The organism is Streptomyces sp. NPDC059679 (genome assembly GCF_042734105.1).
Classification (GTDB): domain Bacteria; phylum Actinomycetota; class Actinomycetes; order Streptomycetales; family Streptomycetaceae; genus Streptomyces.
On the sequence record NZ_JBHWES010000114.1, the window covers coordinates 1 to 24200 of the forward strand.

Sequence of the window (24200 nt, forward strand, 5' to 3'; positions counted from 1 at the left end):
GAGAGGAGGGCACGATCAGCCCATGAGAGCCGCGGCCGCTCGATCTGCCGTCGCAGGACGGCGACCTCATGACGAAGCACGAGGATCTCGGCGTTCTTCGCAGCAGTCGATCGGCTCAGCAAGAGGATGCAGCCCAGTAGTCGGCAGAAGATCAGGTAGAGCAGTCGCAGACCCACGATCAGCGATCATGCCCATACTTCGGCGATCGAAAAACCCCAGGTCAACCACCACACGGCAATAAAGACACCCTTCAGGGGTGACACGTCGGCGCCGGAGGCGTGCGACAGCGTGTGGGACTCTGTCGCCCGATTCAGTGAGGCTTTCTCAACGGTGGTCACTTCCAGATTCCGTTGAGGACGAGGGCGGCTCGGGCGAGTCGCCGATCCGGCTGGGGCTGAGCGTGACGTACTGCAGGGTGCGCCATCGCAGCTTGAGTTCAGCGGCGGCCCGCTCACCGAGGGCTCTCAGGTGGCGCAGCAGGGTGTTGGACGTACGGGTGTCGACGTGAAGGGCCCGCTCGGACTTGCCCTTTGGGCGACGGACCGGGATGAGGACGCCGATACCTGCACCGATGTAGCCTTTGTCCGCCAGGGTGGGTAGGCCGTCGGCCGCCGCCTTGTACAGGGCGGGTAGGGCGTGGATGCGGGCGGCGGTAACGTCCGGGGTGGAGCCCGGCTCGACGTCGGAGACCCATAGCGGCGAGCCGTCCGCGGCTGACAGGAACTGGATGTTGCCGCCGAACGCCTTGTACTTCTGGCTGAACCACAGGTCGTTTCCGTTCTCGCGTACGCCCGCGAGGCGGTCCGATTCGATCAGGGTGCTGTCAAGGATCACGTGCGTCATGCCCTCGCGCTGACACCGGCTCAGGACTTCATGCAGGTCAGGGGCCAGGTCGGCAAGGACATCGATGCCTTCGTGCAGGTAGCGGTAGCCCGTAGCCTGGGAGATGCCCGCGTCTCGGGCCAAGCAGTGCACGCAACCGCGCTCACGGAACCAGCGCACCACCAGCACCGCCTGCCGAAACGGTCCGAGCGCCCGGGAGCGTCTTGGAGTTCCGCTCCGGCGCCGGTGGGTGGCCAGCAGGCGAGCGAGGAACAGCACCACGTGGCGCGGGACGTCGAGCGTGGCAACATAGGTGATCGACATGAAGCCTCTGGTTGCTACGGACATGATCTTGGCGGACCTGTCCTACCAGGGGCTTCACGCTTGCCCGCCGCCAGGTCCCTACGCCCGATCCGTACCGATCAGTTGGTTCGGTGCCTGCTTTTGAGCCGAGTGCCCAGCGGATCTCAGAGCTGGGGCGTGCCTTGCTGGCCATGTTCAGGAGAGAATCCGCGGTCTGTCGCGTTTCCGACGCAGTACCGTGGGGCGGTGGATGAGATGTCAGCCCCGGTGGCGGGTATGACGATCAGCGTTCGGATGCGCCAGGACGTGGTGATCGTCGATCCGGAGCGCTTTGTCGCTTCGGCCCGCGCGGCGTACCGCGAAGCCTCCCCTGAGATCACCGAAGAGCGGGCAGCCGAGGAGATCCGCGATGTCTACGACGCTGTGTGGGCTCTGCTGGACCGCTTCGGCCGGCTCGCAGCCGACGCACCAGCGTCCGCCGGGCTCCCTGGCCGACGAGTTCTGGACCGCCCAGACGGACTCTCCCCTGCCGGCGAGCGCAAGCAAATCGTGCTGAGCGATCCGCAACCACTGCAGGACTACGGCTGCTTCATGCCCGAGGGGTATGACCCGTTCGCCATCCCGCCAGGTATGTGATACCTCCCGCCGTGACAGGCTACTTCGCGGAGATCATTTCGCTGAGAAAACCTCACTGAGCAGGGTTTCACCACCGAAACCACGGTTTATATCGGTGATCTCATCAGGGGTCACACCCGCCTTGAAGCCGCCGGTCAGTGGGCAGTTGGAATTGTGAACCGAGGGAGGGGACCAGGGCCGCGATCGCGGCGACGTGCCCGAGCGCGGCCATCACCACGCTCCATGCGAGTGCCGTCACCAAAACGATGGCGGTCAACACCTGCTTTCTGTACATCGGGGCCTTCCCTTGAAGGAGGTCAAAGGTGTCCGGAAGGGCTCCTCCAGGCGGTGCCGACGCGCCATCAGGGACCTGGAGAGCGAACATGGTGGGAAAGTATTCGAACACGCCACGTGATCACGCGATCACGGAACATTAGGTCACGGGTACGGAAAATCAGGCGGGCGCGAGGGGGCGCTGACGCAACCCGCCGGGAGGTGCGGTGGCAGATGATGGCGGATTAGCCGCTTTCAGGGGCGAGGTTCCCAGTTCCCTTGCGCCAGGGGGCGCGCTACCCCCTCAACGGGATGACAGACGCCAACTGGCGTCGGACCTTCCCGTCCGGAAGGCCGCTGTGCCCCCTCGTGCCGACCCGAGAGGGTGCACACAAAGCTCTCGCCCGGCCGTCCGCAACGGCCGGGCGAGAGCGACTGCGGTCAGGGATCTATGGATCGGGCACCAAAGTGTTCGAGATCGGTGAACTCCATCACGGGCTGTGTGCCCAGCGGCCGTAGCCGGGGAAGCAGACCTCGTGGGGTCTTGGCCGTGATGGTCCGCGGTCTTGCTCGGTGCTTCCTTCGGGCAGCGAGAACGCCGCTTGGCAGATACGTCCGCCACTCCCCTGCTGGTCGTCAACTGGCGCCGGCCCTCGCCGAGTGCACCCCTTGGCGATCGGGAGCGGTCAAGGTGAGCGCGACGAGGCCGTGAGCGGTGAGACGGCGGGGCCGGTAAGTTCCGTGGCCCGTCGCGGGGGTTATGTCGGCCCCGCCGAGGTCGGACCAAAAGGACGTGGCCCGCTGGCAACAGTGCCAGCGAGCCATGTCCTCTGCATCAGTGCCGCCGCTCCGGCCGCCAAGCTCTTCGCCCAGGCCGACGTCGACGAGGGCACTGTGCTGTAGTTGCCAGTGTGCAGAGCGTGGCAGGATTCACCACTATGACAGCAGGTCAGTCACCAGGTCAGGTCCGGACCTCACCGCTTCCGGGGCAACGTGACCCTGGCTCTACTCGGCATACCCGTGCGGGCCTGGTGTCCTTGAATCCCCAGGACCTGGGGCGACTCGCTGCCGACCTGGGCGAGTTAGACATCCAGCGCCCGATCCCCTTGCGAGTCAGAGTTGCGCTCAGGCGCAGGGTCCACCTACAACTCTGGGCAAAATTGGCCCTACTGACTTTTTTCGGGATCACTCTGCTTGGTTGCGTACCTGTGGGCTGGTACGTGGCAGCCACTACCGATATCCAGTTTCCCCCGTATGTTCCGGGGGGAGGCCTCCTACCTCAGGATGATTACAATCCGTTGCTTCGTTGGGGAGAGCTCTCCGGCGATCCCTGGGAGCAGTCACTCTTCATCACCGTCATCGTCGGTTCTTCCTGCTTCTGCATCATCCAACTGGTGAATTTCCTGATCAGCCGGGGAGCCTCACGCCGCACTTCATGGCTGTCGTGGCTCTTGGTGGCGCGTCGCTACGCACTCGTGATGCAGTGTGCTGATGTCATTCACGCCTGCGCCAACGCCCGACGCACTGGAGGCGAACGCAAGGCACTGATGCTGCGAAAGGTGTCGAAGCGGTTGAAGGTCGTGCTGCGCAATGTGGCGGGCGCACACCGGAGCCGGGGATCCGTGCCAAGGCTGTCGTACCGCAGGAAGCCGCTCAAGCAACACGCGCGGCACGTTTCAGCAGCACTGCGTGCGCTCGAGACCAACCTCGACACCAATTCTGACGATGCGCTTCGAGATATTGCTGACACGCTTCTGACGATCTCTGATCGGTACTGCCACGCCCGGCTGGGGGCGCTCCTCGAGGAAGCGCAGTTGGAGGGCGTCGACCCCTTGCCCGACCGCGACCTTCTGCGATGGATTGCTGCACTCGTCCTCGCGGCTGGCTCGGTGACGGGGCTGGCGCTCACTGGCGCCGTCCCGGAGGCGGCGGAACCCTTCGTCTATCCTCTTACGGTGCTCGCGGCACTCACCGTCGCGTTTCGCCGCAACGTGCAGCGTGCGATCGAGGTCCTTGGGGCCATCACCGGGGCCGCATGACCCGAAAATGGCCGTTCGGCAGCATGCCTCGAGTAGCCCTCAAGCAGGCAGGAATAGGGGTTGGCGCTCCGTCCCGCTTCGGCCGCCGAGCTCCTCGACCAGGGCGACGCCGTGCTACAACTGCGCGTCTTGGTCGACACGCTCGCCGCCATGCCGTGAGCCGGATGATCGAGCGACACAAGCGCTGAACGACGATGATCTGGCTAGCTCGCCTCACCGCTCCGTGATCATCCGTAGCAGGGTTGGGGACCCTGTCCTTGCCAGAAATCTCATCCGCCCTGGTAGGGGCCAGTGCATCGGGTTTCCCGAAATCTGGTCGCGGTCGTCTGAGCCGGCGCTCTCGCGCAGCTGCCATCAGAACGTCATGATGATCGATCGTGCTGCTGCGACTGGCTTTGCGGGTGCCGGTAAATCATCCACGCAGGTGAGAGCTTGTTCAGAGATCTTCGACTTTGGCCGACGCTCACCCCGGCGTCTTCACCAGCACAAGGCCCCGACGGCATCATGATCTGTCGTGCTGCTGCGCCTGGCCTACCTCGCCGCGACCAACACCCTCACGTTCCTACGCCTCCTACCGATGAGCGACAGAGACAAGGACATCGAGATCCTCGTGTTTCGGCACCAACTGCTGGTCCTGCAACGCCAGGTGGGCAAGCCTGCCTTCGCCGACAGCGATCGCGCTGTCCTCGCCGGCCTTCTGTACCACCTGCCCAAAGACAGACTGCAGCACCTTCTGCTGCTGGTCCGCCCCGAGACGGTCTTGCGCTGGCATCGGGAGCTGCTCAGGCGGCGCCATGCCGCGACCTGCATGCCCAAGCGACGCGGACGCCCACGCACCCTCCGGTCGATCCGCGCCCTGGTTCTGCGTCTGGCCAGGGAGAACGCCTCGTGGGGATATCGCCGGATCCACGGCGAACTCGCAGCCTTGTGGATCAAGGTCGCCGCCTTCACGGTCTGGGAGATCCTCCGCGAGCACGGCATCCCACCCGCACCCGAACGGCAGAACACCACCTGGACCGACTTCCTCCGCAGCCAGGCCAAGGCCCTCCTCTCCTGCGACCTCTTCGAAGTCCGCACGCTGACCGGAGCGCGCCTGTACGTCTTCGCCGTCATCGAGCACACCACCCGTCGCATCAGGATCCTCGGTGCCACCGCACATCCGACCGGGGACTGGATCGCGCAGCTCGGACGCAACCTCCTCATGGACCTCGAAGACGCAGGCAGCAGGACACGGTTCCTGATCCAAGACCGCGACTCGAAGTTCACAACCGCCTTCGACGCCCTCATGACCGATGCCGGTCTCAAGATCGTCACCACCGGCATTCGGATACCACGGATGAACTCACTCATCGAGCGCTGGATACAGACCTGCCGCACCGAACTCCTGGACCGGACCCTGATCTGGAACCAGAACCACCTCCTCCACGCACTACGCGAGTACGAATCCTTCTACAACGAACACCGCCCGCACAGAGCCCTGGAACAAGCCGCTCCCTGCCGCCCGCTACCCACACCCATCACGCAACAAGCCCAGCTTGCCCAACTGGACGTCCACAGACGAGACCGACTCGGCGGAACCCTCCACGAATACCAGCGAGCGGCCTGAACTGCGCGGATGATTTGTCGGCACCCACAATCCTGATGGTCGTCTTCTCCTTCATGGGCAGCGAGATCGTCACCCTGGCCGCCGGTGGGGCCGAGAACCCGCGGGCCGCGGTCACCAAGGCCACCAACAGCGTGATCTGGCGGATCGCGGTGTTCTACCTGGGCTCCGTCCTGGTCGTGGTGTCGCTGCTGCGCTGGGACGACCCGGCCATCCTCAAGGACGGCTCGTACGTGGCCGCGCTGAACTCCATCGGCATCCCGCACGCCGGCCAGATCATGAACCCCCTCCGGTGCGATCGCCCTGTTCGTGTGGCTGGTCATCTGCTTCTCCCAGCTACGGATGCGCAGGATCATCCAGCGGGAGACGCCGGACAAGCTGCTCGTCAGGATGTGGCTCTACCCGTACCTCACCTGGGCCACCATCGCGATGATCACGTTCGTGCTGTGTTACATGCTCACCGACACCGCGGACGGCGGCGGCCGCGACCAGGTGGTCCTGTCCACCCTGGTGGCCGTGGGCGTCGCCCTGCTCCGCGACCGCCTGCACCGCAACCGCACGCACGACGCCGTCACCCCCTCCTAAGGGCCTCTGACGGTTGAACCGCCGCCCGGCGGCCGGGGCCATCACCGTCCCCCGGCCGCCGGGCTCGCTGGCGTGACCCGGGGACGGTCGTGATCGACTGGGGCCGACAGACCGTGAACCCGAGGAGGTGCCGTGACGACGGCGTCCACCAACGGCCCCGGACCCGCCGGCGCACCGCACGCCGCGGGTCGCGGTGGCTGGGGGATCAGTCCACGTTCACCGCCCGCCACAGCTGGCTGTCGGCGTTCGTGTCCGTCGTCTGTACGAGTTGAGTGCCCGCCGTCGAGTTGGACACCGCGAGCAGCTTGCCGCTGTTCACATTCTTGATCTTGTAGTAGCCGTTTCCGTCGGCGACCAGCGTCCAGTGCTGGCTCGCACCGTTGTCGTCGGCCCGCTGGACGATGGTCGCGCCGTCCGCCTCCGACCCGTTGGTGACGTCCAGCAGCAGACCGCTGTTCTGGTTGACGATCTCGTAGCTGCGGTCACCCACCGCGACCCACCGCCAGCGCTGGTTCTGCGCTCCGGTGTCGTTCCACTGGATGACGTTCGCCCCGGCGGAGGTCGATCCGCCCGAGACGTCGATCGCCCTGCCGCCGTTCTTGTTGAGGACCTTGTAGAACGCGTTCTTCGCGGGGAAGGCGATGGAGGCGAACGCGTCCAGCGCGCACACGGTGTTGGATGCCGACGCGTTCTTCGTGCCGGTGCACACGACCTTGATCGTGTGGGGTCCCGCGGCGAGGTCCGTCTTCTCGAACAGCACCACCTGCTTCGTCACGGTCGGGGCGTACGCGTCGATGCCCGCCTGTGCCAGGGTGCCGTCGATGTAGACGTCGACCTTGCCCATGTTCGGCTGCTTCATGCTGATATACCGAACGGCCGACCCGGTGAACGAGTACTGGACGGAGTCGCCCGCCCTGCTCGCGAACCTCTCGGACCCCTTGAAGTCCTGCGAGTCGTTCCAGTTCGACCAGCCGGTGGAGTAGGTGACGGGAGAGTCCTTGTCGTCGACGTAGGCCCAGCGCTGCCGTACGAGCGACTTCGACGCGGGCGAGGCGTTCCCCTGTGCGTCCACGACGTAGAGGCGGTAGTCGCCGACTGTCGGCGGGACACTGATGGCCGTCGCGGTGCCGGCGGCCTTCGTCATGGTGGGGCCGACGGCGAACGCCGTCGTACCGGAGGGAGCGAGCCACAGAGTCCTGGTCCCGTCACCGATGCTGCGGACGGGGACGGACGACACGCCCTTGCCGGTGAACGTGCTCGCGGGCAGCGCGTAGTCCTGCCGGCCCAGGCTGCTCCAGGGGACGATGTCCTTGTAAGCGTCCTCCGGGCCGGAGCCCACGGCGATGGCGTACGCCTGCGACGGCCACACGTTGTCCGCGTAGGCGCGCACGTCCTGGATGGTGCTGCCCGGGATGCTCTTGCTGAAGATCTTGTTGACGGTGCCGTAGGTGTTGGTGATCTTCAGGTCGTGCTGGCGGCCCCACGTGCCGGAGTGGATGGTGGACGTGAGGTCCTTGTCCACGTCGAGCACGTTGTCGTGGAAGTCGATGAAGGCGGAGCCCTCGTCGGGGTGGAGTCCGTACTTGTGGCCGGCCGGAACGCCCTGGATGTAGTTGTCGCTGATCTCGGTGCCCGGCTGCGCTCCCAGGGTGTAGATGGGGGCGGAGTCGCCGAGCGTCTGCATCGGGTCGACGATCTGGTTGTGGCGGATGGTGTTGTTCTTCGCCGTGGTGGTCGGGTTCCCGGGATTGATGGAGTTCGTCGAACCGTCGAAGTTCCACCATCCCCAGCCGAGGGTGATGCCCGCCCACGGAGACTTCTCGATCCGGTTGTGCTCAACGGTCAGGGAGTCCACGAAGTACGCCGACACGGGGCTGGAGCCCTGGAACAACACCGCGCTGTCGTAAAGGTAGTTGTTCGTGATCGAGATGTTCTTGCAGATCCCCTCGACGTTCACCGGGTACTTCTCGTTGTTCGTCGAGGTGTAGTCCCCGATGTACACGTGCTGGGGGTGCCCCACGGTGATCGCGGAGCCGGCTATGTCATTCGTGACGTTGCCGATCAGCTGCGAGTCGGTCACGTCGTTGACCATGTTGATTCCGTCGGCGCCCGTGTGCTGCACCGTGTTGCGCCGCAGGGTGATGCCGTCGGCGTTCTCGATCTGAATGATGCCCGGCGGCAGGTCGACGTTGCGGTAGGTGTAGGCGTGGAAGTTCTTCCTCGCGTACACGTTCGAGCTGGCGTTGCCCTGCGTTCCCTGCCGGAAGACGGATCCCGCGACATTGACCAGGTTCCAGTCGGAGTGCTCGACCGTGAGCCCGGAGAACGTGATGTTCCGCGCGTGGTCGGTGGTCGACGTGCCCGCGATCTTGAGGAGGGTGGACACGTTGTTCGGCGCGAAGACCTTCGCCGTGGTCATGTCCTCGGAGCTGGACTTGTAGTAGTACAGCGCGTGATTCGTCTTGTCGAAGTAGAACTCGCCCGGCTGGTCCAGGAACTCGTACGCGTTCATGAACGTATGACTGCCGCTGGCTTTGAACGGGCCGTACGGCGGTGCCTGGGCGATGGCCGCACCCGGCTGCTGGAACAGGGCAACGCGGTTGGCACCGTCCGAGCTCGTGGTGATCTGCCGGACGCCCACGATGGCCGTGGTCCAGGTCGTGGCCGACTTGATCTCGACGTCGTCCTGGTTGGCGGCGACGGCGGGCAGGTCGGAGAGGCTGTACTTGGATCCGTCGCACTGCGACCCCGACTCCCAGGCCCAGGGGGCCTGGCCGGCCGTGACGGTGTAGGTCCCGTAGCATCCGGCCGAGTCGATCGTCTTCGAGGCCATCTGGGCACGCTTGCCGTTGACGTAGAGCGCGCGGAGCTTGTCGTCCCGGTTCAGCGAGGCCTTCCAGATGTTCCCGCTGTGCTGGGTCCAGCCGGTCACCGGGACGCCACCGTTCAGCACCGGCTTCTCGTCCTGGTAGGCGGCGTAGACGACACGGTGGCCGTTCGTCCCGGAGTCGGCCGACGTGAAGTCGATGGTGCTGCTCACGGGGTAGTTGCCGCCGCGCAGATAGACGTTGATGTCGCCGGTCATGTCGTCGTTGACGGTGCGTACGACGTCCCGCGCGTGCCGCAGGGTCTTGAACGGCGCGGAGATCGTCCCGGCGTTGGCGTCGTTGCCGTCCGGGGCAACGTAGTACGTCGCCTGGGTCGCGGCCGAGGCCGGGGGCGACAGCGTGAGGGAGGTCAGCGTCGTCGCGCAGAGGGCCGTCGCCAGCACGGCCGACAGCCTGCGGACGGTGGAGGGGAAGGGCTTCATCGTCTGCCCCTCCTGCTGGATCGGTCGGTCGGGAAAGCGTTCATGCGGCGGCTCCGGCTGTGTTGTCGGTGCGGTTTCGCGGACGGGGAGACATTTCAGTGGCAGAAGCAGGGATACGTGCTTCCCTCGCGACGGATGCGGCGGGGTCCGGGTAATCGGGCGGGTCGGTCGAGGGCGACTGGACGTGGGGCGCGCGTGCCCCTCAGCGGCATCAGGGGACACCGCCGACGGTGGTGGGGACGTCCTGCCTGATCAGCCCCCGGTCGCGGAGGTCGTCCCAGAGCGCCCGGGGTACGGCGCTCCGCTGGAGTGCCACGTTCTGTATCACCTGTGCGCGGTCGCGCATGCCCAGCGTGACGTTGACGGTGCTGGGATGGGTGGTCGGGAAGGCGATGGCGGCGGCGGGAAGGCTGGTGCCGTGCTCCTCGCAGACCTCCGCGATCGCCCGTGCGCGGGCGACCAGTTCCGGTGGGGCGTCCCGGTAGTCGTACTTCATGCCTTCGGCGGGCCACGGACGTGAGAGCAGCCCGGAGTTGAAGACACCGACCGCGACGACGCTCTTGCCCGCTCCCCGCGCTGCGGGCAACACGTCGTCCAGCGCCGACTGGTCGAGGAGGGTGTAGCGCCCGGCGAGCATGACGACGTCGGCGGCCGTCTCCCGCAGGAAACGGGCGAGCATGGCCGACTGGATCATGCCGGCGCCGATGGCCCCCACGACCCCTTGGTCGCGCAGCTCCGCCAGAGCGGGCAGGGCCTCGTCGGCGGCCTGCCGCCAGTGGTCGTCGGGGTCGTGCACGTAGACGATGTCGAGCCGGTCGAGGCCGGTACGGCGCAGGGAGTCCTCGATGGAGCGGAGCACGCCGTCCCGGCTGAAGTCCCACTGCCGGCGCAGGTCGTCCCGGACGACGAAGCCCTCACTGTCGACGCCCTGGGGACGCTCGTTGGGGACGAGGAGCCGGCCCACCTTGGAGGAGACGACGTACTCGTCCCGAGGACGCTGCCGCAGGGCCACCCCGAGGCGCTGTTCGGAGAGCCCGAGGCCGTAGTGCGGCGCGGTGTCGAAGTACCGGATGCCCGCGTCCCAGGCCGCGTCCACGGCGGCCGACGCGTCGGCCGCCGAGGTGGTGCGGTACAGGTTGCCGATCACGGACGCGCCGAACCCGAGGGCGGTGAGTTCGACGGACGTGCGGGCGACGCTCCGGTGTCGCATGACGTCCCCCTCGTGGCCGTGGACCGGCGCGGAGTCGAGGCCGCCGCTCATCGGCCGAGCCATCCGCCGTCGACGGGCAGGGTGGTGCCGTGGATGTAGGCGGCGGCGTCGGAGGCGAGGAAGACGGTGGCGCCCGCGAGGTCGTCGGGGTCGCCCCAGCGTCCGGCGGGGATGCGGTCGAGGATGGCGTTGTTGCGGCTGGGGTCCTCCCGCAGGGCCTGGGTGTTCTCGGTGGCGATGTAGCCGGGGGCGATGGCGTTGACGTTGACGCCGTGGGGTGCCCATTCGTTGGCGAGGGCTTTGGTGAGTCCGGTGATGCCGTGTTTGGCGGCGGTGTAGCCGGGGACGGTGATGCCGCCCTGGTAGCTGAGCAGGGAGGCGGTGAAGATGACCTTGCCGTGGCCGCGGGCGGCCATGGTGGCGCCGACGGCGCGGGTGAGGGTGAACTGGGCGTTGAGGTTGACCTGAAGCACCAACTCCCAGTCGGCGTCGCGGTGCTGGGCGGCCGGGGCGCGGCGGATGGTGCCCGCGTTGTTGACGAGGATGTCCACGGGGCGTTCGCGTCCGGCGAGGTCGGCGCCGAGGGCGCGGACGGCGTCGGGGTCGGCGAAGTCGGCGCGGATGGCTTCGAAGGTGCGGCCTACGGCGGTGACGTCCTTCTCCACGTCGCTGCCGGACTCCTCCAGGGAGGCGCTCACTCCGATGATGTCGGCTCCGGCGGCGGCGAGGGCGCGGGCCATGGCCCGGCCGATACCGCGGCGGGCTCCGGTGACGACGGCGAGCTTCCCGGTGAGGTCGAGGGGGGTCATGCGGTGGCTCCGTGGGCGTGGTCGCTGTCGTCGTGGTCGCTGGTGTTGTCGGTGCAGTTGAGGAGGATCTTCATCACGTCGCCGCCGCCCTCCAGCGCCTCGAACGCGGCGGGTGCCTGGGTGAGGGGGACGACCTTGCTGATCAGCCGGTCGGCGGGGATGGTGCCGTCGGCGACCAGGGCGACGGCCTTCTCGAAGTCGGAACGGTCGTACAGGCGGGCGCCGACGAGGGTGAGTTCGCGCCAGAAGAAGCGGTGCAGGTTCACCGCGCGGGGCCGGGGGTGGATGGCGACCAGGCACAGCCGCCCCCGCACCCCGAGGACTGCCACGGCGGTGTCCACACCGCCGGCCGCACCGGACACCTCGAACGCGACGTCGGCGCCAGCGTCGCCGGTCCACGCGCCGACCAGGGCGCCGATGTCGTCGGCGGCCGGATCCCACGTGGCCAGCCCCAACTCCTCGGCCAGCGAACGCCGGTGGGCGCTCAGCTCCACCACTCGCACCTCGGCCCCGGCAGCCTGCGTGACCAGCGCGATCAGCACCCCGACCGGCCCACCGCCGACGACCACGACCTTCTCGCCCTCAGTGACCTGCGCCCGGCCGACGTCGTGGACGGCCACCGCGGTGGGCTCCACGAGCGCCGCCCGGTCCAGTGCGAGTGATTCCGGCAGGCGGATCAGGGTGGAGGCGGGTACGGTCCAGCGCTGCTGCATGGCGCCGGGGGAGTCAATGCCGATGAAGTCGAGGTGCTGGCAGACGTGTTGGTGACCGGCCCGGCAGGCGGGGCAGGTGCCGTCCCAGCGCAGCGGCATCACGGTCACCGCGTCGCCGGGCGCCCAGTCCTCCACGCCCGGACCGACCCGGAGGATCCGGCCGGACATCTCGTGCCCCAGAACAGCGGGCGTGGCGACCCTGGCGTCCATGTCGCCGTGGAAAATGTGCAGGTCGGTGCCGCAGATACCGACGTAGGCGGGGGCGAGCTCCACCTCGCCGGGGCCCGGCTCCACGCTCGGTGCGGGAGCGGTGTCCAGGGTGCGGGCGGCCGTGTAGTGGACGACGAGTGTCATCGTTTTCTCCAAAGTCCTCTCGGCACGAGCGCCGTACGTCAGCCGGGGGCGGGGAGGCGGTAGAAGGCGGTCGCGGTGCCGGCGAGGAGCGCGTGGATCTCGCTCTCCGCGCAGTCGGTGAGCAGTTCGTCCACGGTGGCGGCCCAGCGGTTCCAGCCGCCCGCGAGGTTGGCGACCGGCCAGTCGGAGCCGAACATCAGCCGGTCCGGACCGAAGGACGTGAGCAGCACGTCCCAGACCGGGCGGATGTCAGAGGTGGTCCAACTGCCGTGGTCGGCCTCGGTGATGAGTCCCGACAGCTTGCAGGCCACGTGCTCGTGCGCGGCCAGCCGTCGCACCTGCTCTCGCCACTCCGCGAGTTCGCGCCCGGCGATGTCCGGCTTGCCCGCGTGGTTCAGCACCTGGGGCAGGTCGGGGAAGCGTTCGGCCAGCCGGATCGCCTGGTCGAACTGGTGGCTTCGGACCAGGACGTCGTAGGAGAGCCCGCGGTCCCTCGCCGCCGCCAACCCTCGTTCGACATCGGGGCGTTGCAGCCAGGCCGGGTCCGTCTCGCCCTGGACGAGGTGGCGAAGGGAACGCAGATAGGTGCCGCCCGGTCCCGCGAGCAGTCGGTCGAGCGTCTCGCCGATCGCAGGCGATGTGAGGTCCGCCCAGCCGACCACCGCCTCGATCAGCGGCTCCCGCTCCGCGAGGGCGAGCAGGTCCTCCGTCTCGGGCACCTCCGGCATGCACTGCACGGCCACCGTGCCGTGGAGGTGACGGCCCGCGACGGGGCGGGTCGCGGTGGAGCGCAGGTCGTCGGGGGTGAGGGTGCGGCGGATCGATGTCAGGTCGGGTTCGTCGAGCCAGGGCTGCGGGCGCCGTTCGAGGTCCCACAGATGGTGGTGCGCGTCGATGAGAACGGGGGCGGAGGTCATGGCGGTTCCAAGTCGGGTCGGTCCGGCGCGGTCCGTGTCAGACGGTGGCGTCCTCGCCGGGCGGGTCGAGGTGCCAGATCTCGGTCAGTTCCGTCCACTGGCGGGAGTCGCCCCGGTCGGGCCAGGGATCCTGGCAGGGGTCGGTGAGCTTCCACCACTCCCGGGTCTCGGCGTCGGCTTCCAGGACGGCCATGTCGGCCTCGAAGTCGTCGCCGTGGTACTCGAGGAAGGCGAACAGCACGTCGCCGTGGAGGAAGATGCTGTAGTTGCGGATGTTCGCCCGGTGCAGGGCGGCTTCCACGCCGGGCCAGACGGCCGCGTGGAGTCGCAGGTACTCCTCCCGGTGCTCGGGGCGGAGCCTGATGGTCTGCGCGATGCGCTTCATGCGCGTTCTCCTTCCGTGCCCTGGGAGGGCGGGCCCGCCGGGGTGTCGAACGGGGTGCGGTAGCTGGGGGTGCGGGAGCGCAGCTGGAGGCGCAGGGTGAGCCGGATACGGGTGGACGCGGGCAGCCGTACGGTCAGGAAGGCGCTGTCGCAGTCCTGCTCCGCCTCGGTGACGACCGGCTCGGTGTGGCCGTAGTCGTACATGTCGCCGATCCAGCCGTCGTCCCGGCAGGTGGTGTACCGGACGGCCGTGATGGTGTGCTCGGCGAAGGCGCCGGCCTGGACGATCACCGTGCGCTCTGCCTCGGGGGAAAGGTTCACCAGTTCGACCGTCGTCGCCTCGGGGTCGATGGAGGTGACCAGCGCGGCCACATCCGGCGGCAGTCCGGCGCGGCGGGCGTCGGCGTCGTGGTAGCGCAGCCGGGCCTGCTGGAGGCCGCCGTTGTACATCACCTGGGGGCCGCCCCAGGTCAGCTGGACGAGGGCTTCGGTGACCACCGGGTTGCACTGCTGCCATACATGGATGTCGGCCTCGGCCACGTCCAGGTCGCGGTAGCGGTCCATCCGGCGCAGCCGATGGTGGATCTGGGCCTGCGCGGCGGCGAGGATCCGCTCGGGATAGCCGGGGTCGTCACCGGCGAGGAACGCGAACCAGGCCTTCTCGTGCCCCGACTCCTCCTTGGCCCGGAACGGCCGGACGGTGCGCCAGTCGATGCCGTCGACCTCGCGCAGCCGCTCCAGCCGGGCGCGGTCGGCGTCGGAGGCCGTGTGGTGCCACAGGGCCACCGGCACGGGCGGGGTGAGCGGGTTGTAGTCGAACCAGCCCGAGTCGTTGTGCCGGAAGGGAAGGTGCGGTGTCGGGGTGTGGATGTCGGGGCCGAGTTCGACCACCCACTTCGAGGGGAGGCTGGAGTCCGCCTCGGTGTGGGGCATCACCTTGGCGTGGCCGATGAGGGTGTCGAGGGAGGTCGCGACCATGGAGAGGTAGTCGTCGTCCCCGGTGGCCGTGGCCGCCGCGAGCGCCGCCACACAGGCCGCGTGGCCCACGCTGTGCCAGCCGTGCGGCCAGGACCAGCCGTAGTGGCCGCCGTACCAGCGGCCTTCCAGCAGGCTGCCGACGACACCGTCCGGCCCCGCGTTGTCCGGTACGAGGCCACCGTTGGCACGGGTGCGCTCGCGCCACGCGCCCACGTACTCGACGATCCAGTCGCGGTAGCGGTCCTCGCCGGAGAGGATCCACGCGTTGAGCACCAGTCCGGCTGCGGCGAGGTTGACCGCGGTGTCGCCGACACCCATCCGGTCGCGCATCTGGGCTCCGAGCCGCGGGTCCGAGGAGAGCGGGTACGGGCCGCCCTCCGCCTCGGGGATCCACTCCAGCGGGAATCCGTACGTCTCCGCTTCCTTCGGCAGCCAGGGGTACACGTTGCCGTCGAACAGGCCCATGCGGTCGGGGTCGCTGCCATTGTGCGGACGGGTGATGACGCGGTGCCCGGGGTCGTAGTTCCCCTTGGCCGGGTCGACGTACAGCTCAGCGAAGCGCAGCGCCCGTTCGGACCAGCGGTCGGGGGCGGCCATGCACAGGAAGTAGAGCAGCAGCAGGCTCTCGCCCTGGTGGAACCAGTCGTAGCCGCGCTCGAACTCGTCGCGCAGCATGTCCAGTTCGCTGAGTTGCCGGGTCACGCCCTCCCAGTGCTTCTCGCCGGCGGGCAGCAGATCGTCCGCGCCGCCGAGGAGGTACAGCTGGGGCCAGTTGAAGAATACCTCGTAGAAGTCGTCCGCACCGTCACGGGTGGTCAGCCGGCCGGCGTAGTTCAGCCGCCCGTCCGGGCCGGTGAAGTCGCGGGCGAAGCGCCGCCAGGCGTGGTCCAGCAGGCCGAACAGGGCCCGCTGGGCCACGGCCCAGCCAGGTGGTTCGAGCAGCGGCACCCCCGCCCGGATCTCCAGTGGCGGTACCGGGGGGCCGGAGGGCGGGGTGTCCCCACCCGAGGTGGGGCCGGAAGAAGTGAAGGGCATGGGACGGAGCTCCGTTCGGGGGGGGGTGCCTCTATGTCTTTCGTCAAGCGAGGCGTGGGGTTCTGGGTTCGTAGAAGGTGCCGTCGCGGAGCATCGCGGCTCGGCATCGGTCGTAGTAGGAACGGGAGGTGGGATCGTGCAGGGCAGCGAACGCGGACAGGAACATCGCCCGTTTGAGCTGCCGGTTGCCGCCTCTGGGCACGTGTTCGCCATGGATCGAGGTCCCCGACGACTTCGTCGTCGGGGACAGGCCGGCGTAGGAGGCCAGGTGGGCGGCGGTGGGGAAGCTGGTGCCGTCGCCGACGGTTCGTGGACGGCGGCGAGCGAGCGGGCCAGGGACGGGATCACGATGTCGAGCGTCCCGGTGCCGGGGACGACGACGGTCTGCTCGTCGAGTGCGTCGAAGACCTCGTCGATCAGGCGCTGGGCCATGCGCGGGGCCTTGGGCCGGATCACCTCGACCAGCCTGCGTCGACCGGCCTTCCGCAGCGCGGCCGGGGATCCGTAACGTTCCAGCAGCCAGGTGACGGCCTGGTGGTCCAAGCGGGGACCGAGGACGCGCTCCAGGCTGGGGTGGAACTGGGTGAGCAGGCCGCGTATCCGGTTGCTGGTGCGGGTGGCCTCGGCAGCGAGGTCCTGGTCGAAGCCGACCAGCACGGTCAGTTCGGCGGTGATCTCGTCGGTCAGCTCCAGCGAACGCAGGGTGTGCGGAATGGTGCGGGCCGCGTCCGCGATCACCGCGGCGTCCTTGGCGTCGGTCTTCGCCTCGCCCGGGTAGAGGTCGGCGATCCGCCGCATGGCAAGTCCCGGCAGGTAGGCGACCTTGCAGCCCGCGTCCCGGGCCACCGTCAGCGGCAGAGCTCCGATCGAGGCGGGCTGGTCCACGATCACCAGGACGGTGCCGAACTTCGCCGTGAGCTTGTCGAAGACGGCCCGCAGTTTCGGTTCGCTGTTGGGCAGCGGCTTGTCGAAGACCTTGTTGCCGGCCGGGGTGCGCGCGTGCCCGTGATGGGCGCTCTTGCCAACGTCCAGGCCGAGGAAGACCCCCACGTCGTCGATGTCGTACAACCCGTCCTCCCGAACAGAGCTCGTGCGGTGCTGGCCAGGGCGGTGGTGCCGTACGCGCGCATCCACGTTATGCAGACCTGCCGCCCGCAAACGGCCGGGCATTGCGCCAGGCCGGGCGGTAGTCGGACCTCTCATCAGCGTCTCCAACGGCACCTCTCGGGCCCGGTGACACCACCCCCCAGGTCATCCGATCGACAGGGGGGAACAGCCATGCCGGGCCCGGAGGCCAGCGGTCCCGTTGCAGGACCGCCAAGAACATAACGGGGGTGCTCGCCGGGGACGACGGTCGGGCGGTGACGCCGGATCGGGCATCAGGGTCGGGACGGCAGGCCGGGGCCTACTCCTTGGTGGCGCCGGCGAGCATCCCGCTGACCAGGAAACGCTGGGCGAAGAGGAAGACGATCAGTACGGGTGTGATGGCCACGAGCGTCGCCAGGGCCAGCTGCGGACGCTGGATCGCGAGGGTGCCGACGGCCGGATTGAAGGACGGCACATTGCTGAGCAGGGTCCCGACCCCCACCTGGATGGGCATCTGGCCGCTCTCGGGAAGCATGACGTACGGCAGGAAGTAGTTGGTCCAGTTGGCGACGAAGCTGAAGAAACCGACGAGCGCGACGACCGGAGTCGCCAGCGGCAGCGCGACGTGCCGGAAGACGCCGAACTCCGAGCAGCCGTCCATGCGTGCCGCCGCCAGCAGATCCTTCGGTACCGCGGTGGTGAAGTAGATGTACGTCAGATACACGCCGAACGGGTAGAACGAGTACGGCAGGATGATCGACCACATCGTGCCGATCAGATGCACCGCGTTGATCTCCAGGAACAGCGGCACCACCAGCGTGGCGGTCGGCATGAGCATCACGACCAGGGTCGAGACGAGCAGGGTGTGCCGTCCGCGGAACTCGGTCATGGCCAGCGCGTAGCCCGCCGGGATGGCCACGCAGAGCGTGATGACCAGCGAGATCAGGGCGTACAACGTCGAGTTGCCGAGCCACTGCAGGACGGCGTTGTCCTGGAACGCGGTGAGGGCGTCCCAGTTGGCCCTGAGGGTGTGCCAGGAGCCGAAGGAGAGCGGGCTGCCGTGGACGAGTTGCTGATCGGTCTTGGTCGCCGCGAGGACGAGCCACAGCACCGGCAGCACGAAGAAGACCAGGAAGACGAGCAGGACGGAGCCGGTCAGCAGACGGGGCACGAGGCGGCGCGGGGATCTAGTCGGCATCGAAGAACCCCGACCGCGCGACGAATACGGCGGCGGCCGACACACTGACGACCAGGAGCTCCACCGAGACCGCGGCGGCGCCGTTGACGTTGTTCATCTGGAAGGCGAAGTCGAACGTCAGCTGGTTCAGCGAGTAGTCGCGTCCGGCCACACCCACACTGGCGAGGGACAGCAGCTGCGGCTCCACGAAGAGCTGCGCACCGCCCGCGAAGGCCAGTATGACCATGTACACGATCCACTTGCGGAGCATGGGGATCTGGATGTGCCAGGCGGTCTGCCAGGCGCCCGCGCCGTCGATGCGCGCGGCTTCCATGACGTCGGTGGGGATGTTGTTGAGCGCGCCGTAGATGACGACGATCCAGCCGCCCGCGCCGGTCCAGAACGCGATGACCGTGAACAGCAGGGGCAGGTTGCCGGGCGCGATCACCTCGCCGAAGGTGTCGAACCCCAGCATGCCCAGCAGCGAACTGACCGGGCTCACCGTCGGGTCGAGCATGAACAACCACACCAGCACACTCGCGGCGCCGGCGAGCGCTCCGGGGATGTAGAAGAGGAAGCGCAGTGACTTGCTGAGGGCGCCCGAGGCGAGGCGGTGCAGCAGCAGCGCCAGGCTCACCACGAACACCACGAGGGAGACCAGCCAGAACAGCAGGTACAGCGCGACATGGCCGACGGCGTCCATGAAGCGGAAGTCCTGTGCGGTGGTGACGAAGTTGCTGAAGCCGGTGAAGGTGCCCCCGGCGTCGGTGAACGCGAAGTAGACGGCGTACCCGGTCGGCAGGATGCCGAACGTGATCAGGAGCAGCACGTAGGCCGCGACGAAGGCGATGCCGGCCCGGCTTTGCCGGTCGGCGCCGCGGGGGCGCCGATGGGCGGAGCCGGACGGGGAGTGGCTGACGGTCACTGCTCGACCTTGTATCCGTTGGACTTGGCGTGCTTGACGATGGAGTCCTGCCAGGCCGGCAGCATCGAGACGATGGACTTGCCCTGGGTCAGACCCGGCTTGACGGTGGCCGCCCAGATCGCCTCCTGGCTGAACTGGCCCGAGCCCCACTCCGGCCACACCTGGGAGGAAGCGGCGGAGAGCGCGCTCAGGTCGCTGGCGAAGTAGCCGGAGGCGTCCTGCCCCTTCAGCCATGCCTCGGCCGCCGGCGCATAGGCCGGGAAGCCGGGCGCCTTCTCGCCCTGGTAGGCGTTGTCGGTGGTGACCCACTTCAGGAAGTCGGTGGCGGCCTTGATGTGAGCGGAGTGCTGGGACAGTAGCCAGGTGCCGCCGCCGACGTTGCCGGTGGACGGCGCGTTGTCTCCCTGCCACTGCGGTATGGGCGCCACCGCGATCTGCTGGGCGGGGACCTTCAGGGTGTCCTTGAAGACCGCGCCGCCGAACCAGGCCGGGCCCGGCATGAGCAGGACCTTGTCAGCCTGGTTCTTGCCGAAGTCGGTGCTGAAGACGCCGCTGATGGACATGGACTTGTTCTTGATCAGTACGTCCAGGAGCTTGGCCATCCTGGTGCAGGCCTCGCTGGTGGTGTTCACCGACACGGACTTGGGGCCGGTGATGTGGTTGGCGCCGCACTTGCTCGCCCACAGATAGATCTCGGGGGCGAAGGAGTCACCCGCGTCACCGACGAGATAGCCCGGATGCTCCTTGGCCACCTTCGTGCCGAGCTTCTGGTACTCCTCCCACGTCGTCGGCACCGTGTAGCCGAACTTCTTCATCAGCGGGGCGTTGTACCAGAGCACCGCCTGGGAGAGGTCGTTGCGCAGACAGTAGACGGTGCCGTCGACCGTGCAGACGTCGTTGGCCCCCTTGGCGAACTTCCCCAGGGTCGCCTCGGGGATCAGGCCCTTGTTGAGCGGAGCGGCGAAGCCCGCGTCGACCGCCCAGGAGGTCTCGTTGTTCTGGGAGCTGAACACGACGTCCGGCCAGCCCTTGCCGGTGCGGTTGAACAACTGGACCTTCGTCTGGAGGTAGTTGGACCCGTTGGCGTCGCCGTCATAGCTGACGATGTCCAGCTTCACGTCCGGGTGCAGCTTCTGGTACAGCTTCGCGGCGTCCATCCGGGTCGCGTCCACCCAGACGGTCAACGCCCCATCCTTCTGGGGTACCTGGGCGAAGCCGTCCTTGGTGGTCGTACCGGCGGTGCCGCCGCCACAGGCCGTCACGGTCAGCAGCACCGTGACCGCGCACCCGGCCAGCGATGCCGCTCGCTTCCTGCCGAGGGCTCTCTTCGGGCTGGACGAGGACTGGTTGACGGTCATGAGTGACTCCACTGGGTGTGCGGGTGCCCCGAGCAGATGGGGCAGGCGGCGCGAGCGGGTGGGCGAGTGGCGCGAGCCGGGACGACGCTGGGCCGGCCCGGAAGGGCGAGGGAGGCGGAAGAGGCGGCTGTGCTGCGATCGGCGTCGAAAGAAATTAGCCGCCTTATCGAGTGGTACGTCAAGGGTGCGTACAACGTTCCCTTGCTGGATTCCTGCAGCGGGCGAGCATTTGCGCCAGACATGCCCGATAAAGGCTATTTGCACACTCGGATGGCCATGGTCCTCGCCGTGGATCTTGGTCGGAATGAGTACGACTTATATCTTCTGTGCGCTACGATGATGCCGGCTCCACCGCGATCAGTCGCGTGAGCAGAAGTCACCCGGGAGGCAGTGCAGATGGACGACACGCCGGCGATCGAAGTGGCCCTGCCGGTCCAGGCACCTCCTGCCGCGCCCGCGGAGGTGGACGGCCCGGACGAGCGGCGTGACTACCGTCCCGGGTATGAGATCGTGGCGGAGCGGATCCTCGCGTACATCGCCGAGGAGCGACTGGCGCCGGGTGACCGGCTGCCCACGGAGATCGACCTCGCCCAGACGCTGGACACCAGCAGGGCGGTGGTGCGGGAAGCCGTCAAGATCCTTTCGGCGCTGGGTCGGGTACGGGCACACAAGGGGCGGGGTCTGTTCGTCGCGGACGACGAAGGCATGCTCGTCACCAGCCGGTGGGGAGGCTTCTTCCGCCCCGTCGACATCGATCACGTACTGATGCTGTTCGAGTTCCGCAGGGTCCAGGAGATGGCTGCCAGTAGTCTGGCGGCCACCCGCGCCACCCCCTCGGAGCTGCGCACCATCGAAGTCGCCACGGAGCAGTGCCGGCACGGGTTCGTCCACGGCCAGATCGACGTATTCAACCAGGCGGACGAGGACTTTCACACGGCCGTGTCGGCGGCCTCGCACAACACGTTCCTCGTCAGCGCCGTGCGGGACGCGCGACGCCTGCAGCGCCAGTCCAGCGCCATCGGTATCCACGACTCGTTCGGGGAGAACACCGAGGCGGCCATCGAGGAGCACGAGGCGATCTACCGGGCCATCCGTGACGGCCGCCCCGAGGAAGCGGCGCAGGCCACCGCGGCACACCTCGACCGAACCCTGGAGGACTACCGGCGCGAGATCCAGCGCCGTCTGTTCGGCTGACGCCGCCCGTCGGCGCGCCGTGCGCGCCCTGTCCCGGCCGCCGCACGTCTCGGAAAAACGCTGACGATCCGTTGACTTCTGTACGGCCGGGACTCTAACTTCGGCGTCGATCGGTTCGACAAGCCGATAGTCGTTCGATATATCGACAACCGTCGTTCCGTCCTCGGTCCTCGCGTGTCCCAAAGGACCCGTTGCCCAGGCGTCCGGGGGTGTGCCTTCGTCATGCCGCCACCCCCGCACAGCACGGGTGAGGGGCGTCAGCCCGCTGGGACGCGGCACGCACGACGCGAAGGCCGTGTCCCTTCCACGTTCTCCCTCTCTCCCCGCGGTGTCCACCCACCGCCCCCGCACCTGATGACCTCCAGCCAAGGACTGCATCGTGGACCTCACCAGAAGACAACTCGGCCGGCTCGCCGCGGTCGGTACCGGCGCCCTCCTGCTCCCGGGCCTGCTCCCGGCGAGCGTGGCGGCGGCAGACTCGTTTCCGGCCGGCACCTGGGGTGACCAGGGCGACGGCACCTACGCCAACCCGATCGTCCCGGCCGACCTCAGCGACTGGGACTGCATCCGGGTCGGCTCCGACTACTACGGCATCACCAGCACGTTCGGGTACTCACCCGGCATGGCCGTCCTGCACTCGAAGGACCTGGTCAACTGGCGCCCGATCGGCGGCTCGGTCGACGACGTCACCCGCATCGGACCGGAGCTGAACTGGGACCGGATGAACCGCTACGGCCGTGGCGTGTGGGCCGGGGCCATCCGCTTCCACGCGGGGCGGTACTGGGTGTACTTCAACACGCCCGACGAGGGCTTCTTCATGACGTCAGCCCCGTCGCCGACCGGGCCCTGGGAGCCGTTGCACTCGATGTGGCGGACCTCCGGCTGGAACGACGTGTGCCCGTTCTGGGACGACGACGGCCAGGGCTACCTGGTCACCACGCACTACTCGGACAACTACAAGATCCACCTGTACAAGCTGTCCGAGGACGGCAAGTCGCTGGTCGGCCCGGCCCCGGTGATCCACCAGTCGTCGCGCAGCGAGGCCAGCAAGCTGTACAAGATCGACGGTGTCTACTACCACCTGTTCAGCGAGGTGAAGCCCGAGGGCCGGGTCCTCATGATGAACCGCGGCTCCAGCCTCTACGGCCCCTTCGAGACCCGGCAGCTGCTGCACGTCAACACCTCGGTCGACCGCGAGCCCAACCAGGGCGGGCTGGTGCAGACCCCTGGCGGCGACTGGTACTTCGTGACCCACCACGGCCACGGCGGCTGGGAGGGGCGCGTGCTGTCCCTGCTGCCGGTGACCTGGGTGGACGGCTGGCCGATCATCGGCACGGTGGGCTCGGACGGAATCGGCACCATGGCGTGGACGGGCCAGTTGCCCGCCGCCGGCACCCCCGGCCTCCCCGTCGACGCGCTGCCCGCCGTCGTGACCAGCGACTCGTTCACCGACACCCGCCTCAAGCCGCAGTGGGAGTGGTACTACCAACCCCGCGCGGACAAGTGGTCGTTGACCGAACGCCCCGGCTATCTGCGGCTGAAGGCGTTCGCGCCGCTGGCCGGGGACAACCTGATGAAGGTGGGCAACACCCTCACCCAACGAGCGCTGCGCACCGCGGGCGGCGCCACGGTGACCGTCCGCCTCGAACTGGCCGGCCTCGCCGACGGCCAGCACGCCGGACTGTGCCACTACGCCGCCACCTACGCCGGACTGGGTGTCCGACGCACTGGGACCACCACCACGATCGAGCACAACGCCGGCGCCACCCTGACCAGCGGCGCGGCCATCACACAGAACGCCGTGTGGCTGCGCACCACGTGGGACGTGAACGGGGTCAGCCGCTTCGCCTACAGCCTCGACGGGAGCACGTTCACCCAGGTCGGCGACACTTACCAGCTCACCTGGGGCGGCTACCGCGGCGACCGGATCGGCCTGTACACCTACAACCCGGGCGGCACCGGTTACATCGACGTGGACTCGGTGCAGTACACCATCGCCCCCGCGCGGACGTACACATGCGTCAGCGTGCGCAGCGGCAAGGTGGCCGAAGTCTCCGGTGGGTCCGGCGCGGACGGCGCCGCCGTGATCCAGTGGACCGACACCGGCGCGACGAACCAGCAGTGGGCCTTCCAGTCCACGGCCGACGGCTGCCACACCATCACCTGCGTCCGCAGCGGCAAGGTGCTCGACGTGGCCGGATCCTCCACGGCGGACGGCGCGCGAGTCGTACAGGCGACCCTCGACGGCCGGGCCAGCCAGCAGTGGCAGCTGCGCCCGCTGTCCGGCGGTGTGTTCCAGGTGGTCAACCGCAACAGCGGCAAGGTGCTCGACGTCAGCTCCGGCAGCACGGCCGACGGCGCCGCGCTGATCCAGTACGCCGACAGGGGCAGCACCAACCAGCAGTGGAGGTTCCGCCGAGCCAAGCCACTAGTGTGATGCGCCTGAAATCGCAGGCTTAAGTCTGTGGCCTGTTTTCATGTCTCGGGGTCCTCGTGCCGTTGAAGTTGTG

16 protein-coding genes and 3 pseudogenes are annotated in these 24200 nt (G+C 68.0%); 6 read left to right on the top strand and 13 right to left on the bottom strand.

What is annotated here, in order from left to right; genetic code table 11:
• Nucleotides 1-334: 334 nt before the first annotated feature.
• Nucleotides 335-1146 (bottom strand): annotated as a pseudogene (locus ACFV2X_RS53010) (transposase family protein).
• 273 nt (nucleotides 1147-1419) lie between these two features.
• Here ACFV2X_RS53010 and ACFV2X_RS53015 point away from each other — a divergent pair.
• Nucleotides 1420-1761, top strand: coding sequence for a hypothetical protein (locus tag ACFV2X_RS53015; protein ID WP_385630924.1), 342 nt, complete (start codon nucleotides 1420-1422; stop codon nucleotides 1759-1761).
• Between the two features lie 103 nt (nucleotides 1762-1864).
• On the opposite strand, the gene ACFV2X_RS53020 is transcribed toward ACFV2X_RS53015, so the two are convergent.
• Nucleotides 1865-2035, bottom strand: a complete 171-nt coding sequence (locus tag ACFV2X_RS53020; protein ID WP_385630925.1) for a hypothetical protein — start codon at nucleotides 2033-2035, stop codon at nucleotides 1865-1867.
• 1198 nt (nucleotides 2036-3233) lie between these two features.
• Here ACFV2X_RS53020 and ACFV2X_RS53025 point away from each other — a divergent pair.
• The 3 genes and pseudogenes from ACFV2X_RS53025 to ACFV2X_RS53035 all read left to right on the top strand — a co-directional run.
• Nucleotides 3234-4052: a hypothetical protein gene (locus ACFV2X_RS53025; RefSeq protein WP_385630927.1), complete on the top strand. Its 819-nt coding sequence runs from the start codon at nucleotides 3234-3236 to the stop codon at nucleotides 4050-4052.
• Nucleotides 4053-4566: 514 nt separating this feature from the next.
• Nucleotides 4567-5658, top strand: coding sequence for an integrase core domain-containing protein (locus ACFV2X_RS53030; protein ID WP_385630930.1), 1092 nt, complete (start codon nucleotides 4567-4569; stop codon nucleotides 5656-5658).
• Nucleotides 5659-5687: 29 nt separating this feature from the next.
• Nucleotides 5688-6240: pseudogene (locus ACFV2X_RS53035) on the top strand (amino acid transporter); the annotation flags it as partial.
• Nucleotides 6241-6445: 205 nt separating this feature from the next.
• Here ACFV2X_RS53035 and ACFV2X_RS53040 read toward each other — a convergent pair.
• From ACFV2X_RS53040 to ACFV2X_RS53090, 11 genes and pseudogenes are all read right to left on the bottom strand, one after another.
• Entirely contained in the window at nucleotides 6446-9550 is a 3105-nt protein-coding gene (locus ACFV2X_RS53040; protein WP_385630932.1) for an RICIN domain-containing protein, read from the bottom strand.
• Between the two features lie 211 nt (nucleotides 9551-9761).
• On the bottom strand, nucleotides 9762-10760 hold the full coding sequence (locus ACFV2X_RS53045; RefSeq protein ID WP_385630935.1) for an aldo/keto reductase: 999 nt from the start codon (nucleotides 10758-10760) through the stop codon (nucleotides 9762-9764).
• Nucleotides 10761-10807: 47 nt separating this feature from the next.
• On the bottom strand, nucleotides 10808-11569 hold the full coding sequence (locus ACFV2X_RS53050; RefSeq protein ID WP_385630938.1) for an SDR family oxidoreductase: 762 nt from the start codon (nucleotides 11567-11569) through the stop codon (nucleotides 10808-10810).
• Nucleotides 11566-12636, bottom strand: a complete 1071-nt coding sequence (locus ACFV2X_RS53055; RefSeq protein ID WP_385630941.1) for a zinc-binding dehydrogenase — start codon at nucleotides 12634-12636, stop codon at nucleotides 11566-11568. Before ACFV2X_RS53055 ends, ACFV2X_RS53050 begins: the two co-directional genes overlap by 4 nt.
• A 38-nt stretch (nucleotides 12637-12674) precedes the next feature.
• On the bottom strand, nucleotides 12675-13553 hold the full coding sequence (locus ACFV2X_RS53060; RefSeq protein WP_385630944.1) for an amidohydrolase family protein: 879 nt from the start codon (nucleotides 13551-13553) through the stop codon (nucleotides 12675-12677).
• A gap of 37 nt (nucleotides 13554-13590) precedes the next feature.
• Entirely contained in the window at nucleotides 13591-13938 is a 348-nt protein-coding gene (locus tag ACFV2X_RS53065; protein WP_353595708.1) for an L-rhamnose mutarotase, read from the bottom strand.
• Nucleotides 13935-15950: a hypothetical protein gene (locus ACFV2X_RS53070; protein ID WP_385630946.1), complete on the bottom strand. Its 2016-nt coding sequence runs from the start codon at nucleotides 15948-15950 to the stop codon at nucleotides 13935-13937. The genes ACFV2X_RS53065 and ACFV2X_RS53070 overlap by 4 nt, the downstream gene beginning before the upstream one ends.
• Nucleotides 15951-15993: 43 nt before the next feature.
• Nucleotides 15994-17018, bottom strand: a pseudogene (locus ACFV2X_RS53075) (IS110 family transposase).
• A 337-nt stretch (nucleotides 17019-17355) separates the two neighbouring features.
• Complete coding sequence (locus ACFV2X_RS53080; RefSeq protein WP_385630948.1) at nucleotides 17356-18234, bottom strand: carbohydrate ABC transporter permease; 879 nt, start codon at nucleotides 18232-18234, stop codon at nucleotides 17356-17358.
• Nucleotides 18224-19138, bottom strand: coding sequence for a carbohydrate ABC transporter permease (locus ACFV2X_RS53085; protein WP_385630950.1), 915 nt, complete (start codon nucleotides 19136-19138; stop codon nucleotides 18224-18226). Before ACFV2X_RS53085 ends, ACFV2X_RS53080 begins: the two co-directional genes overlap by 11 nt.
• Entirely contained in the window at nucleotides 19135-20496 is a 1362-nt protein-coding gene (locus tag ACFV2X_RS53090; protein WP_385630953.1) for an ABC transporter substrate-binding protein, read from the bottom strand. Before ACFV2X_RS53090 ends, ACFV2X_RS53085 begins: the two co-directional genes overlap by 4 nt.
• Nucleotides 20497-20892: 396 nt before the next feature.
• Here ACFV2X_RS53090 and ACFV2X_RS53095 point away from each other — a divergent pair, with 396 nt between their 5' ends.
• Nucleotides 20893-21690, top strand: coding sequence for a FadR/GntR family transcriptional regulator (locus ACFV2X_RS53095; RefSeq protein WP_385630955.1), 798 nt, complete (start codon nucleotides 20893-20895; stop codon nucleotides 21688-21690).
• 379 nt (nucleotides 21691-22069) lie between these two features.
• Nucleotides 22070-24127, top strand: a complete 2058-nt coding sequence (locus tag ACFV2X_RS53100) for a family 43 glycosylhydrolase (RefSeq protein WP_385630957.1) — start codon at nucleotides 22070-22072, stop codon at nucleotides 24125-24127.
• Nucleotides 24128-24200 lie beyond the last annotated feature (73 nt).

Excerpts from the sequence above, each read along its gene's own strand:
- ACFV2X_RS53015 (WP_385630924.1), top strand. The coding sequence starts at position 1,420 with ATGCGCCAGGACGTGGTGATCGTCGATCCGGAGCGCTTTGTCGCTTCG.
- ACFV2X_RS53020 (WP_385630925.1), bottom strand. The coding sequence starts at position 2,035 with ATGTACAGAAAGCAGGTGTTGACCGCCATCGTTTTGGTGACGGCACTC.
- ACFV2X_RS53040 (WP_385630932.1), bottom strand. The coding sequence starts at position 9,550 with ATGAAGCCCTTCCCCTCCACCGTCCGCAGGCTGTCGGCCGTGCTGGCG.
- ACFV2X_RS53045 (WP_385630935.1), bottom strand. The coding sequence starts at position 10,760 with ATGCGACACCGGAGCGTCGCCCGCACGTCCGTCGAACTCACCGCCCTC.
- ACFV2X_RS53050 (WP_385630938.1), bottom strand. The coding sequence starts at position 11,569 with ATGACCCCCCTCGACCTCACCGGGAAGCTCGCCGTCGTCACCGGAGCC.
- ACFV2X_RS53055 (WP_385630941.1), bottom strand. The coding sequence starts at position 12,636 with ATGACACTCGTCGTCCACTACACGGCCGCCCGCACCCTGGACACCGCT.
- ACFV2X_RS53060 (WP_385630944.1), bottom strand. The coding sequence starts at position 13,553 with ATGACCTCCGCCCCCGTTCTCATCGACGCGCACCACCATCTGTGGGAC.
- ACFV2X_RS53065 (WP_353595708.1), bottom strand. The coding sequence starts at position 13,938 with ATGAAGCGCATCGCGCAGACCATCAGGCTCCGCCCCGAGCACCGGGAG.
- ACFV2X_RS53070 (WP_385630946.1), bottom strand. The coding sequence starts at position 15,950 with ATGCCCTTCACTTCTTCCGGCCCCACCTCGGGTGGGGACACCCCGCCC.
- ACFV2X_RS53080 (WP_385630948.1), bottom strand. The coding sequence starts at position 18,234 with ATGCCGACTAGATCCCCGCGCCGCCTCGTGCCCCGTCTGCTGACCGGC.
- ACFV2X_RS53090 (WP_385630953.1), bottom strand. The coding sequence starts at position 20,496 with ATGACCGTCAACCAGTCCTCGTCCAGCCCGAAGAGAGCCCTCGGCAGG.
- ACFV2X_RS53095 (WP_385630955.1), top strand. The coding sequence starts at position 20,893 with ATGGACGACACGCCGGCGATCGAAGTGGCCCTGCCGGTCCAGGCACCT.